Annotated in this window: 15 protein-coding genes, 1 tRNA gene and 1 pseudogene; 14 read left to right on the forward strand and 3 right to left on the reverse strand. The window is 69.8% G+C overall.

The features are described from left to right. Nucleotides 1-270 precede the first annotated feature (270 nt). The 12 genes from AB0I76_RS09875 (at nt 271) to AB0I76_RS09930 (ending at nt 10,829) form a co-directional block, all read left to right on the forward strand. Nucleotides 271-1,569, forward strand: a complete 1,299-nt coding sequence (locus AB0I76_RS09875; protein WP_357032554.1) for a DUF5677 domain-containing protein — start codon at nt 271-273, stop codon at nt 1,567-1,569. 107 nt (nt 1,570-1,676) lie between these two features. Continuing rightward, nucleotides 1,677-2,558, forward strand: coding sequence for a helix-turn-helix transcriptional regulator (locus AB0I76_RS09880; RefSeq protein ID WP_357032557.1), 882 nt, complete (start codon nt 1,677-1,679; stop codon nt 2,556-2,558). Then, nucleotides 2,548-2,763, forward strand: coding sequence for a DUF397 domain-containing protein (locus AB0I76_RS09885; RefSeq protein ID WP_357032560.1), 216 nt, complete (start codon nt 2,548-2,550; stop codon nt 2,761-2,763). The genes AB0I76_RS09880 and AB0I76_RS09885 overlap by 11 nt, the downstream gene beginning before the upstream one ends. Nucleotides 2,764-2,773: 10 nt before the next feature. After that, nucleotides 2,774-3,988, forward strand: a complete 1,215-nt coding sequence (locus tag AB0I76_RS09890) for an MFS transporter (RefSeq protein WP_357032563.1) — start codon at nt 2,774-2,776, stop codon at nt 3,986-3,988. Between the two features lie 136 nt (nt 3,989-4,124). Beyond that, a complete protein-coding gene (locus AB0I76_RS09895; protein WP_357032566.1) occupies nt 4,125-4,550 on the forward strand; it encodes a hypothetical protein in 426 nt (141 codons plus the stop codon). Between the two features lie 92 nt (nt 4,551-4,642). Next, complete coding sequence (locus AB0I76_RS09900; protein WP_357032569.1) at nt 4,643-5,101, forward strand: hypothetical protein; 459 nt, start codon at nt 4,643-4,645, stop codon at nt 5,099-5,101. A 3-nt stretch (nt 5,102-5,104) separates the two neighbouring features. Beyond that, nucleotides 5,105-6,535, forward strand: a complete 1,431-nt coding sequence (locus AB0I76_RS09905; RefSeq protein WP_357032572.1) for a cell division protein FtsK — start codon at nt 5,105-5,107, stop codon at nt 6,533-6,535. After that, nucleotides 6,532-7,170, forward strand: a complete 639-nt coding sequence (locus tag AB0I76_RS09910; RefSeq protein WP_357032575.1) for a DUF2637 domain-containing protein — start codon at nt 6,532-6,534, stop codon at nt 7,168-7,170. Before AB0I76_RS09905 ends, AB0I76_RS09910 begins: the two co-directional genes overlap by 4 nt. Then, a complete protein-coding gene (locus AB0I76_RS09915) occupies nt 7,167-7,799 on the forward strand; it encodes a GGDEF domain-containing protein (RefSeq protein ID WP_357032578.1) in 633 nt (210 codons plus the stop codon). Before AB0I76_RS09910 ends, AB0I76_RS09915 begins: the two co-directional genes overlap by 4 nt. Then, nucleotides 7,796-9,511, forward strand: a complete 1,716-nt coding sequence (locus tag AB0I76_RS09920; protein WP_357032581.1) for a replication initiator — start codon at nt 7,796-7,798, stop codon at nt 9,509-9,511. The genes AB0I76_RS09915 and AB0I76_RS09920 overlap by 4 nt, the downstream gene beginning before the upstream one ends. Further along, complete coding sequence (locus AB0I76_RS09925; protein WP_357032583.1) at nt 9,508-9,693, forward strand: helix-turn-helix domain-containing protein; 186 nt, start codon at nt 9,508-9,510, stop codon at nt 9,691-9,693. Before AB0I76_RS09920 ends, AB0I76_RS09925 begins: the two co-directional genes overlap by 4 nt. Before the next feature lie 8 nt (nt 9,694-9,701). Next, nucleotides 9,702-10,829 (forward strand): tyrosine-type recombinase/integrase, encoded by a 1,128-nt coding sequence (locus AB0I76_RS09930; RefSeq protein WP_357032587.1) that lies wholly within the window; start codon nt 9,702-9,704, stop codon nt 10,827-10,829. A gap of 17 nt (nt 10,830-10,846) precedes the next feature. Here the strand turns inward: AB0I76_RS09930 and AB0I76_RS09935 are convergent. Beyond that, nucleotides 10,847-10,920 (reverse strand) — tRNA-Thr (locus tag AB0I76_RS09935). A 135-nt stretch (nt 10,921-11,055) separates the two neighbouring features. Here AB0I76_RS09935 and AB0I76_RS09940 point away from each other — a divergent pair. Then, nucleotides 11,056-12,825: a metallophosphoesterase gene (locus AB0I76_RS09940; RefSeq protein WP_357032590.1), complete on the forward strand. Its 1,770-nt coding sequence runs from the start codon at nt 11,056-11,058 to the stop codon at nt 12,823-12,825. Between the two features lie 93 nt (nt 12,826-12,918). On the opposite strand, the gene ricT is transcribed toward AB0I76_RS09940, so the two are convergent. Together ricT and AB0I76_RS09950 are read right to left on the reverse strand one after the other, a co-directional pair. Next, entirely contained in the window at nt 12,919-13,758 is an 840-nt protein-coding gene (gene ricT, locus AB0I76_RS09945) for a regulatory iron-sulfur-containing complex subunit RicT (protein ID WP_357032593.1), read from the reverse strand. A gap of 68 nt (nt 13,759-13,826) precedes the next feature. Further along, on the reverse strand, nt 13,827-14,513 hold the full coding sequence (locus AB0I76_RS09950; protein WP_357032596.1) for a hypothetical protein: 687 nt from the start codon (nt 14,511-14,513) through the stop codon (nt 13,827-13,829). Nucleotides 14,514-14,548: 35 nt separating this feature from the next. Between AB0I76_RS09950 and AB0I76_RS09955 the strand changes: the two are divergent. Continuing rightward, a pseudogene (locus AB0I76_RS09955) lies at nt 14,549-14,647 on the forward strand (ABC transporter permease subunit); the annotation flags it as partial.

The following is a 14,647-nucleotide window of genomic DNA, read 5'->3' on the forward strand; positions in this document are numbered from 1 at the left end:
GGGGGGGGTTGGGGGGCGCCCCCCCGCGGTCTAAAATGTTCTTCGGTCCGGGGGGCCGGCCGGCCCGGCCGATGCCGGCCGGAGGTCGCCAGCAGGCCGGGGCCGGGCCGGCGCGGCCCGCTTGCGGGCCGCCTTGATCCTTAAGAGGCTAATTCGGCAGTGGTGCGAGCAACTTCTATGTGGCCAGACAGTCATGCAGTGTGTCGCGCCCTCAAGCAGCGGTATGACAGACTGCAGCAAGATGCAGGCAGGGACTCCAAGGGGGCAAGCGTGTCAGGTTCCCGGCCCCCTCACCCCAGAAGCAACGCCGAACCCTTTGGCGACGCAAGGCCGCCAGTAGCGCTTGACACCGACAAATGGCTGACTAATCGTGCTATAAGCGAGCGCCTCAACCGCGAAATTCCGGGTTTTGGCCAACTTGTCGATCAGATGCACTTTTCGATGCTTTCGGCCGGCAGGCGATTCCACAATGCAACCCCGAACGGCGCTTCGCTCGAAGTATTTGGTCAAGCCACAAATGACTTTAACGACCTGCTCTTTGACCTTTATGACGGGCGCGGACGTCCTGCGACCCGTGCCGCTCGCGCCCTTGTCGAGCATCTGATCAATCTCTGTGATGTCCTCGCAGACGCGAGCCTGGCAGAGCGATATCTCGCGCACCGTGCGCTAACTCCGCTGATTGAAGCCGAAGCGGAAGTTGGGTTGAGCTTGCTCAAGGGACGCGAACGCAAAGCCGAGGAGCATCGTCTCAAGTCACAGGCTCGACGCCACAGACAGGAGGCCCAAGAGGCCATTGCGAAGTACGGTCCCGGCTTCCGTAGATCATGGGCCGACCGAAACCTGTATGACCGGTCGCGTCAGTACGGTCATGAGAGGTTTTACCACTACTACCGCCTGTCGTCTCAAGTTCTTCACGGCGCTTCCGGAGGGGCGAAGGAGTCCGTCCGAGAAATCGATGGAAGACACGTCCACCGCTCGGGATCAGCCTTGGCGCTTTTACCCTCTGCTTATGCCGAGGGAGTTCGGGCATTCAAGACTATTCTTCAGGTCATGGCGGATGCGACTCCCCTGGTCGATGCAACAGAGTCAATAAAACTTTGTGATGCCCTCCTGACCGCGTGGCCCTTTTATCGCAAGGCAGTTCTGAAAGTCGACCGAGCACTATGGCCCGCCTCTGCGCCCGCGGGTCCGTTCGCTGTACTGGCGGTCTCTCGTTCCGGTAAACGGCGCTGGTTCTGCCACGAGCCGGAGCTAGGGCTGATCGTGGAAGCGCATCCTCCCGACGCACGTCAAATGACAGAGGTGCAGCAAAATAGCGTGGACCAATTGGTCGCAAGTATTACTGGCGACATGTTTGCAGGTAATGACCAATGGATAACGATTGTTGTGGCCGACGTGACGGTGAATCCCCGCTCCGGCGCCCCTTGGATTAGCGCAGCGGCTATTCTTGTTCCGGACAGTTCTGGCCGGCGGCTCGCTCAGCCCCGGCCCATTGACCTGGCCGAGATGCCTCAAGCCTTGCGCTCGTGTGGCGTGAATTGGCTTCCACCGGAGATGCCTCGCCCTTGAGCGCCGATACTCGGGGTGCTTCAGATCTAGCCAGCCAATCACCCCATCCCCCTCTCTCCGGCCTACACTGGTGAAGGTATGCATCGGTGCATGGCCGGAGGTGGGGCATGGGTGGCTCGGCGCACCGGGAGCGGGTTGCCGCTGAACTAAAGCGCATCCGGGAGGGCCTGGGCGTGCCTGGCGAGGAGGTAGCTGCCGCTCTGGGCTGGTCTCAGCCCAAGGTATCTCGCATCGAGAACGCTCGCATCGCCGTGAGTACCCGGGATCTAGCCACGCTCCTTCATTATTACGGCGTGCCGGAGGAGGTTCGGGCAGAGCTGCTGGCGGTGACCGCGGATGACGAGGGCCTTGGCGGTGCGTGGCTCGTACGGGCTGGTGGGGTGACTCGCCGGCAGGGCGAGGTGGCGGCCATCGAAACCCGTGTGCGGTCGATCCAGCAGTACTACCCGCTGATGGTGCCTGGTCAGTTGCAGTCGCCGGAGTATGCGTTGGCCTACACGCGGAGCGGCGGCTGGCCCAACCCGGAGGCCATCGTCGCCCGCCGCATGAGTCGACAAGCTCTGTTACGTTCCGACGTTGCCCCGGCGTATGCGGCGCTCCTGGACGCCCGCGCCTTCTTGGCTTGGCCTGGCACCCGAGACGTGATCCTCTCGCAGCTGGCATACCTGCGGACTCGTGCTGAGTTGCCCAACGTGACGCTGCGGATCATCCCGCTGGGTGTAGGTCGTACAGCCTCAGCGGTCGTGCCATTCACGCTGTATGACTTTCGCGCTGAGTCCAGTCCTCGGGTTGTGTTCGTGGAGTCTCAGACGGCCGATCTCTACCTGTCCGCGCCCGCGGATGTGGATGCGTACTCGACCGTGTTCGACGCGCTCGCCGCCGACGCCCTGTCGCCGGCAGAGTCGATAGAGCACCTTGCGTCACTGGCTCGCTACATCGAGGATCTAGAAGACCCTCGATCGATCGACGGAGGCCGTGGTGAGTCCTGACTTCAGCAGCGCCAAGTGGCGCAAGAGTTCGCACAGCGACAGCGGAGGATGTGTCGAGGTCGCGTGCGCGGGCGGTGTGATTGGCGTCCGAGACACCAAGCAAGCCGGTGCTGGCCCGATGCTCGCCTTCGCTAAGCCGGGATGGGCTGCGTTCGTGGCCGGTGCCGCTGCGGGGCACTTCGGCCCCGACGACTCCCCGCAGTGAGGTAATTGGCATGTCCGCGGTGACCGAGCGACCAGTCGAGGCGTCGCCGAAGCGGGGCCTTGGCCTTTTGCTGGCTTCGACCGGCGTCTCGGTCACCGGGGACGGCATGTTGTTGGCCGCTGCGCCTCTGATGGCGGCGGCGCTGTCTCGGGACCCGTTGGCGGTGGCCTCGGTGTCGGCGGCCGGTTACGCGGCTTGGCTGCTCGTCGGTCTGCCCGCTGGTGCGTTGGTCGACCGCTGGAGCAGGCGGACAGTCATGGTGGCGTCCGACCTCGGCCGGGCGGCGGTGCTGTTCGCGTTTGTTCTCCTGGTCGTGACCGATAGCGCCAGCATCGCCGCCCTTGCCGTGGCGGTCTTCCTCGTTGGCGTCGGCTCGTGCTTCTTCGATCCTGCGGCCCAGGCCGTGATTCCGACGATCGTCGGCCGAGACAAAGAGCGGCTGTCACGCGCTAACGGGCGACTCTGGGCGATCGACACCTTCGGTCGCTCACTAGCTGGTCCACCTGTCGGTGCGGCGGCTTTCGCAGCGTCCCGCGTCCTGCCCTTCGGGCTTGATGCCGGTTCCTTCCTGCTCTCAGCGGCGCTTGTGAGCCGGCTACCTTCCCCGCCTGCGAAGCCTGCTGTTGAGCATGCGCCGATGCTGCGTGCCATCAGGGTCGGCATGGCCCACCTCGTTCGCCATCCCGAACTCCGCACGGTGACGCTCGGGATGGCTTCCTACAACCTTGGCTACAACATCGCGTTCGCAACGTTGGTCCTCTATGCCCAGGACGTTCTCCACCTCGGCACCATTGGCTTCGGCTTGCTCATCGCGAGTGGCGCCCTAGGTGGCATCGCGGGTGGCTGGCTTGCGCCTCGGATCGTTGCCGTGCTCTCTCCTCGTTCCGCCTATGCCGGCACGCTGGGCGTGCAGGCTGCGGCCTGGTTGACGGTGCTTGTAACGGCCACGCCGTGGGTCGCTGCTGTCGCCCTCGTGTTCGTTGGCGTTGCCTCGACGACTGGCAGCGTCGTCGGCGGTTCCACCCGCCAGCTGCACACGCCTGACGAGATGCTCGGCCGCGTTGTCTCCTCGACTCGCCTCTTCGGTATCGGCTCGGCCGCCCTGGGTTCCGTCCTCGGGGGTGTTGTCGCCGATGCCGGTGGCCTCGGCGCGCCCTTCGCCGCCGCCGCAGGTCTGCTGGCTCTAGCTTCCTTGGCCTTCATGCCGGTGCGCCGCATCCGCTGAACCCTCCTCTTCGCATCGATAGAAACGCTTGCCCATCGATATGCACGCGTGCATACTGTCCTCAATGGCCTTATGCAGATGTGCATAAGGCGTGCGGCCGGCAGGTTGTCGACCGTCAGAGCGAGGAGGTAGGGGCATGGCTGTCCCGAACACGATCAAGGTCCCGGTTCCGTTCGACTACGTCTTCCCGGCTGGCGCCCTGTGCCTCGGGGTGGAGCCGGTAACGGACTTCGACAAGCGCGGACAGGGCGACGACCAGGCCCGCGACAAGGACACCGGCGAGCGGCTGTGGGTGGTCAAGGTTCTCGACCTGGACCCGGAGGCCGGCAAGTTCGGCGGGTCGAAGGAGGTCAAGGTGAAGATCGCCGCGCCGGTTCAGCCGGTCCCGCCGGCGTCGAAGATCCCCGGCTACCCGCCGGCGGTGATGTTCACCGACGTGACTCTGACGCCGTATGTGGATTCGCAGCGGTGCAAGGGCTCGGGGAAGTGCCGGGCGCGTCAGGCGTGGTCGATCCGCGCCGGTGCCATGACCGAGCCCGCCGCCGTCAAGCAGGCGGCCTGACCAGATTCGGATGCGCGGGGCGGGACTTCAACCCCGCCAAGGACGACCCCCGCCCCGCGCTTCACCCTCGTCTCCTGGAAGGAGTTGGGCTGATGCCCACGCTAGCTGACGCTGCCCGCATCGTCGGGAACCCGCGCCTTGCCCCGAACCGTCGCACCCACCGCCGTACCGTGATGCGGCTGGCCGGTCCTGGTATCCGGGCCGCCCGCGAGGTCTACACCACCATCCCCGCCGACGCGATCCGGGTCGCCGCTCTGGTGGAGATCTCGGCCGCTGCTGCTGCTCTGGCGCGGACGGTGGTGAAGCTGCGCCACCTGGACCCGGACCTGATCGCCCCGCACGTCTCCGACCGTGTCGACCTGCGGGCGGTGCTCGGTCGGGGCCGGTGGTTGCCGACCATGACCCGCCACGTCCCCGCCCCACAGACCGGCCCGGTCGACCTCGCCGCCCTGATGCCGACCCGGACCCCGGTCGGTCGCCGGGTGGTCCGTCGTCGTCCCGGCACGCCGGGCCAAGGCTCCCTGTTCGCCACCGCTGTCGGGGAGGGCTGAGAGATGCCGCTGGTCAACGTGATCCGGGGCGACCGGATCGACTCGGCTCCGATCAACGTCCGCACGCCGTTCGTGCGCATACCGATGTGGCTGGCCCTGTCGTGGTGGACCGCCAAGGCGCTCGGCCGCCTGGCCGTGGTCCTGGTCCGCTTCTGGTACCTGACCGCCCCGGCCGTCTTCTTCGCCTGGCTCTACTTCCGGTACGGCTGGGCCGGTCCGGTCGGCGTCGTCGGCCTGGTCGCCGTCGTCTCGACGGGGTGGGCGTACGGGCACCGGGCGTCGTGGCTGCGGTTCGGCTGGTGGCCGATCCTGTCCCGCTACCGCCGGATGGTGTACCGCCGCAACTGGCACGCCGCGATGGTCACCGCCAAACTCGCCGTCTCGTTCGACGCCCACACGGTGCTGCCCGTCCTGCGCCGGGTCCGCTGCGCCTCCGGGGTGGACGTGGTGACGGTGCGGATGGTGACCGGGCAGATCCCGGACGACTTCGCCAAGGTGGCGGAACGCCTCGCGCACACCTTCGGTGTCCGGCAGGTCAAGGCCGTGCCGGGTCCGCGTCCGGATGTGGTGCTGCTGCACCTGTTCCGCGGTGACCCCCTCGCCAAGCTCGTCCGCCCCCTGCCCGTCCCGGCGGTCCCGGAGTTCACCGCCCTGCCGGTTGGCCGTCAGGAGGACGGCGACGGCTACGAGCTGCGGCTGTTCGGCACTCAGGTGCTCGTGGTGGGTGCGACGGGCGCGGGGAAGGGCTCGGTGATCTGGTCCGTGGTCCGCTCCCTTGCCGCAGGTGTCACCTCCGGGCTGGTGCAGATCTGGGGCCTGGACCCGAAGGGCGGCATGGAACTCGGGATGGGCGCGCCGATGTTCACCCGCTTCGCTCGTAAGGACTACGCCGCGATGTGTGAGCTGATCGAGGAAGCCGCCTCGGTCGCCAAGGACCGGGCCGGGAAGCTCTACGGCCGGACCCGCCAGCACACCCCGACCCCGGATGAGCCGCTGATCGTCGTCGTCATTGACGAGCTGGCGAACCTCACCGCGTACCTGACCGACCGGCAGCTCAAGGACCGCATCAAGGCGGCGCTTTCGATCCTGCTCTCGCAGGGCCGCGCGGTGGGCGTGCACGTGGTCGCGGCGATTCAGGACCCCCGCAAGGAGGTGCTGCCCTTCCGGGACCTGTTCCCCACCCGCATCGGCCTCCGACTCGCCGAAGCCGCGCAGGTCGATCTGGTCCTCGGGGACGGGATGCGGGACCGGGGCGCGCTGTGTGACCGCATCCCGCAGTCCCTGCCCGGCGTCGGGTTCGTCGTCATCGACGGCAACCCCACGCCGATGCGGGTCCGGTTCTCCTACCTGACCGATGACGAGATCCGCGACATGGCCCAGACCTACGGCCGGCTGCGCGTCATCGACGGCGAGATCCTGGACGGTGCCGCATGAAGCCGCACCCCACCGCCACCCGCGCGGACCGTGTCGAGGGCCTGGTCCTGGTCCTCATCCTGCTCATCGTCGCCGGCTTCGCCGGGGCCGCCTCCTTCACCCACGTCAAAGACTGGACCCTCGACAACTCACGCGCCGGCACCGGCGAGTGGTTCGGCTGGGCCAACGCCGTCATCTCCGAACTCGTCCCCGTCGCCGCCCTACTGACGATCAGGCGTCGCCGCCGCACCGGCGGGCCGATCGGCTACCCGATGTTCCTGCTCGTCGCCGCCGTCGCCCTCTCGCTTGCCGCGCAGCTCGCCGTGGCCAAGCCGGGCCTGTCCGGGTGGCTGCTCTCGGCCGTACCCGCGCTGGCGTTCATCGGCCTGTCCAAGCTCGTCCTCACCACCGCACCCGCACCCGCCCCGGCCGTCGACCCCGCCCCGGACCGCCACGCCGACGAGCGCAGCGCGCCGGCCCGTCCGGTCGAGCACCCGGCCCCGCCGGCTCCTGTCCCCGCCCCCGCGCCGACCGTGCCTGAGCCCGTCGCCCTGGTCCCCGTCGAGCCGGCTCGCCCGGCCCCGGTGGCTCCGGTGTCGCCGGCCGCCTTCACCCGCCGCAACGGCGTCCCGCTGATCGGAGAGGTGACCCGATGACCAACGCCCTGCTGTCCGCTCTCGCCTTCGTCGGCGTCGTCGCCCTGTTCTGCTGGGACCGCTACTCCCTCTACGTCGCCCGCTACGAACTGGCCGCCCTGCAACGCGCGTCCCTGCGCGATCCGCTAACCGGACTGGCCAACCGCGCCGGCCTCGCCGCCGGCTGGGAACAGCTCGCCCCCGCCCGGCCGTGGGTCGCGGTGATCGACCTGGACGGCTTCAAACCGGTCAACGACACCCACGGCCACGCCGCCGGAGATGCCGTCCTGCGTGCCGTCGCCGCCCGCCTCGCCACCGTGCACGGCATCGCCGCCCGCCTCGGTGGAGACGAGTTCGCCGCCCTGCTCTGCGACCTCGACCCCGTGACCGCCGGCCGCCAGCTGGCCGCTGCGATCGCCGCCCCCGTCCGGCTCCCCTCAGGCGTCACCGTCTCGGTGACCGCCAGCATCGGACTCGCACCCACCACCGGCGACCTGGCCGCCGCCCTCGCAGACGCTGACGCCGCGATGTACCGGGCGAAGACCACCCGGACCGGTATCGCCGTGTTCGACCCGCACCGTGACGACCACGCCACCGACATCCGCCCGACCGTCCGCGTCCGTGACCTCATGGTGGAGGTGGGCCGATGACGCTCACCCCGATGCTGCCCGGCCTCGACCCCGCCCCCGTGGTGGAGCCAAGGCCGGGCTCGCGGGCCGCCCGGATGCTCATGCCCCGCTCCGTCGACGTGGTCAAGGATCTGGCCGCCGACTACGGCGTCTGCACCCGACCCGTCTCCCTGCGCCGCACCGACCTCGACTCCGGGCAGACCGAAGTCATCGACATGCCCTGCGGCGCCACCCAAGAGAGCAAGTGCCCCGCCTGCGCCACCCGCGCCCGCCGGCTACGGCAGCAGCAGATCCGGGAAGGCTGGCACCGCACCGACGAACCCGACCCCGGACCCGCCCCGGCCACCGATGCGCAACGCGGCCTGATCGTCGCCCGCGCCCATTTGGAGTTCGCCCGCGATGAAGCCGCCCGCGTCTCGCAGTGGGAGCAGGTGGCGGACCTGGACGACGCGATCGCGGAACTGGAATCACAGATCACCACCGAAGGCATGCGCGGTCGCCCAGCGCCGCCGCACGCCAGCGACGACCAGGACGACAGCGACGGCAAGCGGCGGGTCCGGTCGACCAAGCGGCGGCAGGACGCTCCGGACCTTCCCCGCCTGCCCGTCGACAACCGCACCGTGGGCCGCACGTATGAGGGCCGTGCCGGGACCGTGTTCCGGCCGTCGATGTTCCTGACCCTCACCCTCGGCTCCTACGGCCGCGTCCACTCCGACGGCACACCCGTCGACCCGGACGCATATGACTACCGGCGGGCCGCCTGGGACGCCGTGCACTTTCCGCGGCTGCTGGATCGGTTCTGGCAGAACCTGCGCCGGGCGGTCGGATGGAACGTCCAATACGCCGGTGCCGTCGAGCCGCAACGCCGGCTCGCCCCGCACGCGCACTTCGCCATCCGAGGCACCATCCCCCGCGCCCTCGTCCGCCAGGTCGCCGCCGCCACCTACCACCAGGTGTGGTGGCCCTCCGTCGAGCAGCGGGTCTACGAACCCGGCCGAGCGCCGCAGTGGGACGCCGACACCGCCGGCTACACCGACCCGGACACCGGCCGGCTCCTGCCGTCGTGGGACGACGCCCTGGACCAGGTCGACGCCGAACTCGACGCCACCCCGGTGCACGTCGTCCGCTTCGGTAGCCAGGTCGACGCCAAGGGCGTGCTCGCCGGCACCAAGGACGCCGACCGGTGCGTCGGCTACATCACCAAATACCTCACCAAACAAGCCGCCGACTGCCACCAAGTCACCACTGCCCGGCAACGCGCCCACCTGGAACGGCTCTGGCAGGAACTGCGGCACACGCCGTGCTCGGAGCGGTGCGCCAACTGGCTGCTCTACGGCGTCCAGCCGAAGAAGGCGCGGCCGGGTCTGCGGCCGGGTAACTGCAAGAACAAGGTCCACAAGCGCGACACCCTCGGCATCGGCGGCCGGCGCGTCCTCATCTCCCGACAGTGGTCCGGCAAGACGCTCACCGACCACCGGGCCGACCGCCGCGAGTGGGTCAAGGCACTGCTCGGTGTCACCACCGACGCCGACACTGCCCCGGCCGGCGGCGAACATCGCCACGCCTGGGAGCTGGCAAGGCCCACCGACCCTGACGTGCCGCCCCTCGGCCACCGCGTGCTGCGGGCGATATCTGAACGCATCCAATGGCGCGCCCAGCTCGACGCCGCCAGACGCACCCAGGCACCACCCGATGTTTCGGCAACCGACACAACACAGGAGGGAGCAGCATGAAGACCCGGATGATCGAGCCGCTGTGGACGGCTGAGGATGTGTCGACGTTTCTCGGCGTGCCGGTGAGCACCCTCTATCAGTGGCGATACCGGCGGATCGGGCCGCGCGCTTCTCGGGTTGGTCGTCATCTCCGATACGACCCGGCCGATGTGCGGGCCTGGCTCGCCAAGCAGGCGGGGTAGCCGTGAGCGTGGAGAAGCGGCCGAATCGGAAGTGGCGGGCACGCGTCTATGACGCCTCAGGCAAGCAGATTGCTCGACACTTCGACCGGAAGTCGGACGCGGAGCGGTGGGAGGCGTCAGCCAAGGCCGCCATCGCACGAGGCGACTGGATCGACCCAGCTCGCGCGCGGGTGACGGTGGGCACCTGGGCATCCCAATGGATGATGGCTCAGGTTCAGCTCAAGCCGTCGACTCGCGCCCGGTACGAGCTGGCGCTACGCCGGCAGATCCTTCCGACGTGGGAGCACATACCGCTTTCGGCAGTCTCGTACGCGGAGGTGGCGGCCTGGGTCCAGCGACTCGCCGCGTCCGGGCTCGCTCCGGCAACGGTGCGGTACGCGCACCGGGTGCTGTCGCTGACGCTGGCGCACGCGGTACGGGATGGCCGCATGTCTCGGAATCCGGCAGAGGGCGTGCGGCTACCTCGGGTGGTCAAGGAGGAGCCGGTGTTCCTGGACCACGACCAGGTGGCGAGGCTCGCGGAGGCGTGCGGACGCTATGGGCTGCTGGTGCGGTTCCTGGCCTACACCGGGCTGCGGTGGGGTGAGGCGTCGGCGCTTCGGGTGTCGCGCCTGGATCTGCTGCGGCGTCGGGTGACCGTGGCGGTGGCTTTCGCGGAGGTCGGCGGGGAGCTGGTGGAGGGCACGCCGAAGAATCACCAGCGCCGCTCGGTCCCGATTCCGCGGTTCCTCGTCGACGAGCTGGCTGCACACGTCGCTGGAAAGCGTCGGGACGCACTGGTGTTCACCGCTCCGAACGGTGGGCCTCTGCGCAACACCAACTTCCGGTCGCGTGTCTTCGCGCCGGCTGCGGCGTCGGTCGGCCTGGACGGGCTGACCCCTCATGACCTGCGGCACACGGCGGCGAGTCTGGCCGTAGCGGCGGGCGCCAACGTGAAGGCGGTGCAGCGGATGCTCGGGCACGCCTCGGCGTCGATGACCTTGGACGTGTACGCGGGCCTGTTCGGTGACGACCTGGACGCGGTCGCCAACCGCCTGGACGAAGCGTTCGCGGCACGGGACAAGGACCATCTAAGGACCGGCACCACGAACGGCGGCGTGATCGACCTCGGGAAACGGCGAAGCCCAGGTCTCTGACCTGGGCTTCTTCACCGAGCCGCCTGACGGAATCGAACCGTCGACCTACGCATTACGAGTGCGTCGCTCTAGCCGACTGAGCTAAGGCGGCAACGATCGTCAAGTGTAGTGCACGCCCTTAGCTCCGTCCGAACGGGATCCCTCCCACCCGCGGGAACCGGACGGACGGCGCGATCGGACGTCCACCGGACAGCGACCCCGGCGCGGCGGTACTACGCTCCGGCGGATGACGGACGATCCCGAGCCGCCCGGCGAGGCCACCCCATCCGGTCCGCACGCCAGCGAGGCCGCCGGCGGACGGCAGGCCCGCCGTCCGCGCAGCACCGACCCGCAGGAACTGGGCTTCACACCGCGCGGGCCGGTCCCGTGGCTCGCGCCGTTCCTGCTGATCAGCACCGGCATCCGTACGCTCCTCGCGATGCTTTTCGGCGCGTACCTGGACAAACGGGAGCTGCAGAACGCCCTCGACGCGAAGATCGGTAAGCAGATCGGCCCGGACGGCGGGCTCTGGCTGGATTACGTGGCCGACCTGGGCGACGGCTTCAACGCCACCTACTCCGTCGCGTACCTGCTGGCGCAGCCGGAGCTGGAGGTCGACGGGCATCGGCTGCCCCGCGCACAGACCCTGGTGATGGGCGGCGACCAGGTCTATCCGTCGGCGGCGTACGAGGCGTACGAGGACCGCTGCAAGGGTCCCTACCAGGCGGCGCTCCCGGTCACCCCCGCAGCGCGGCCCACGTTGTTCGCGGTGCCCGGCAACCACGACTGGTACGACGGCCTGACCGCGTTCCTCCGGCTGTTCGTCCGGTCCCGGGACCGGCACTTCGGCGGCTGGGGCACCGGCCAGTCCCGCTCGTACTTCGCGGTGGAACTGCCGGCCGGCTGGTGGCTGCTCGGCCTCGACGACCAGTCCGGGTCGTACCTCGACGATCCGCAGCTCACCTACTTCGACACGGTCGCCGAGCGCCTGGGGCCGCAGAGCAGGGTGATCCTGGCCGTGCCGGCACCGACCTGGGTCAAGGCCGTCGACCATCCCACGGCGTACGACTCGATCGACTACTTCATCCGCACGATCGTCGCGCCGACCGGGGCGCAGGTACGGCTGCTCGTCTCCGGCGACCTGCACCACTACGCCCGGTACGCCGGGCCGGACCGGCAACTGGTCACCTGCGGGGGCGGTGGCGCGTACCTCTACCCGACGCACAAGCTCCCGAAGCGAATCGAGGTGCCACCGCGCGACACCCTGGCCCGGCGCGCCAGCGTGTCCCACCCGTACGACCTGGCGGGCCGCTATCCGGACGCGGAGCGGTCCCGGCGGTACGGGTGGGGGATCTTCGGCCGGCTGCCGCTGCGCAACCCGGGCTTCACGACGCTCCTCGGCACCGTGCACACGCTGCTGATGCTGGCGATGGCCGGCGTCGCGACGCATCGCGAGGGGACCGACCAGCGTCTGTTCAGCGTGCCGCTGGTAGCGATGCTGCTGGTGACGCTGCTCGGCGCGGCCGTCTTCGCGAAGCCGCCGAGTGCCGGCGGCAAGCGGCACGTCCGGCACTGGATCCTCGGGGTCGCCCACGGCACGGCCCACCTCGGTCTCGCCGCCCTGGGCACGGGGGCCTGGCTGTCGCTGCCGTTCTACGACTGGCCGTGGCCGCTGCCGGTGGTGGCCGCGGCGGTGCTCTACGGCCCCGTGATCGGACTGGTGGCCAGTCAGGTGGTGGCCGCGTACCTGCTGGTCGCCGGCGCCTTCGGGGTGAACGTCAACGAACTCTTCGCCGGGCAGGGCATCGAGGACGCCAAGGCGTTCCTGCGGATGCGCATCGACCCGGACGGCACCCTCACGCTCTACCCGATCGCCGTCGACCGCGTGTCCCGCAACTGGCAGGTGAACCCCGACCAGTCCCCCACCTCCAGCTGGCTGACCCCGAAGACTCCCCTGCTCCCCCGCCTCGCCGAACCCCCCGTCCGCCTCACCGGACCAACCCCTCCGCAGAGTTGATCAAGGGGTTTGCGCCGGCGGGGCCACGGATCCTGACGCAAATCTCTTGATCAACGCACGGGGCGGGCAGGGTGGCGGGTGGGGGGTGGGGGGTTAGGAGTTGTAGTGCTGGTCGTGGGACTGGCGGGGGGCGCAGACGGAGGCGCGGGAGCATGAGCAGCGGGAGCCGTCGGCGTCTAGGCGGACGGTGACCGCGTCGCGGGGAACGCTGTGGCCGACCACCCGGCCGTCGCCCTCGGGTGTGGTCACGCGGGTGCCGACGGCCGGTGCCGACTCCTGGAAGCGTTGGTACAGGGGATGTTCGTACTTCAGGCAGCACATCAGCCGGCCGCACGCACCGGAGATGCGCAGCGGGTTGAGCGGCAGGTCCTGGTCCTTCGCCATCCGGATGGTCACCGGCTCGAAGTCGGTGAGGAACGTGGCGCAGCACAGGTCCCGACCGCAGGAGCCGATTCCACCCTGGACGCGGGCCGAGTCACGGGCGGAGAGCTGGCGCAGCTCCACCCGGCAGTGCAGGGTCGCCCCGAGGTCACGGACCAGCGACCGGAAGTCCACCCGGTGCGGCGCGGTGAAGTAGATCGTGCTGCGCTCGCTGCCGCTCTCGGCGCCGCCGAGCACGTGGTCCACGGCGACCACCTTCATCGGCAGGCCGTGCTCCCGGATGAGCCGCTTCGCGGCGACCTTCGCCTCGGCCTTACGCCGGCGCAGCGCCTCGTCGCGGCGGAGGTCCTCCTCCTGGGCGAGCCCCGCCAGCCGGGGGAACCCCTCGGTCTCCTCGGAGACCCACTGGGCGGCCCAGACGCACTCGGCCACCTCGGGCCCGTCGTCGGTCGGCACCAGCACCTTGTCGCCGACCTGCGGACGCAGGTCACCCGGGTCCAGGTAGTAGAGGCGCCCGTACCGCTGGAAGCTGACCGCACAGAGCATGCCCATCCACTCACCCTACGTCCGCCGTCCGGCGCCGGCCCGCCGGCGTCGCGGTACGGCTACCGGCCGTGGCGTCACCAGCCGACGCGCGTGGGCGTGTCGTAGCGGGTGCGCTCGGCCGCCGGTGCCCGCCACCGGGACTCGGCCAGGCTGGGGGCCCACTCCCGCAGGATCGTCTCCGCCCCGTCGTACGCGACGCACAGCACCGCCAGCACCCGCGCGGCGATCTCGGCGGCCTCGACTCCCCCCGGTGTCCCCGACGTGCTCCGACCCGTCGTGCCGACCGACACCGACGTGGCGGCGACGACCGCCACCGCCTCGGCCGAGCGGATCACGTCGGCCAGGGCCCGAGCCAGTGCCAGCCGACTGCCCTCCACCCAGGCGGCGAGCGCGTCGGCGTAGCCGGCGGTCGACTCCAGCCGCCCCACCAGGCTGTCCGGCCCCTCGTCGAGATGGTGCAGCAGGGCGGTGCGCGCCTGCCCGTACGCGGACGCGGCCGGCCCGGACCAGAGGACCGGGTCGGTCAGCGTGGCGGACACCTCGTCGTACCCCCGGACGAGCCGGCGCACCCCGTGGCCGGCGCCGGCCAACGGCGCCGGGTGCAGGTCGACGAAGTTGCGCACGGCCTCGCCGGGGAGCACCTGCATCCGGCGCAGCAGTGGCCAGACCCGGTGACCGTCGGGCGCGCCGGCGGCGAGCAGCGTGTCGACGCGGCGCAGCAGGTCCAGACCCGGCTCGGCGAGCCGGTCCAGCGCGTCCATCACGCCTCCCCGGCCAGGCGCCGCCGGGCGGCCAGGTCTAGTCGATCCCGAAGGACATCTACGAGGCGGCGCTGCTCGACGGCGCGGGCCGCTTCCACACGTTCTTCCGGATCACCCTGCCGCTGCTGCGGGAC

The organism is Micromonospora sp. NPDC049799 (genome assembly GCF_040656655.1).
Lineage (GTDB): Bacteria > Actinomycetota > Actinomycetes > Mycobacteriales > Micromonosporaceae > Micromonospora.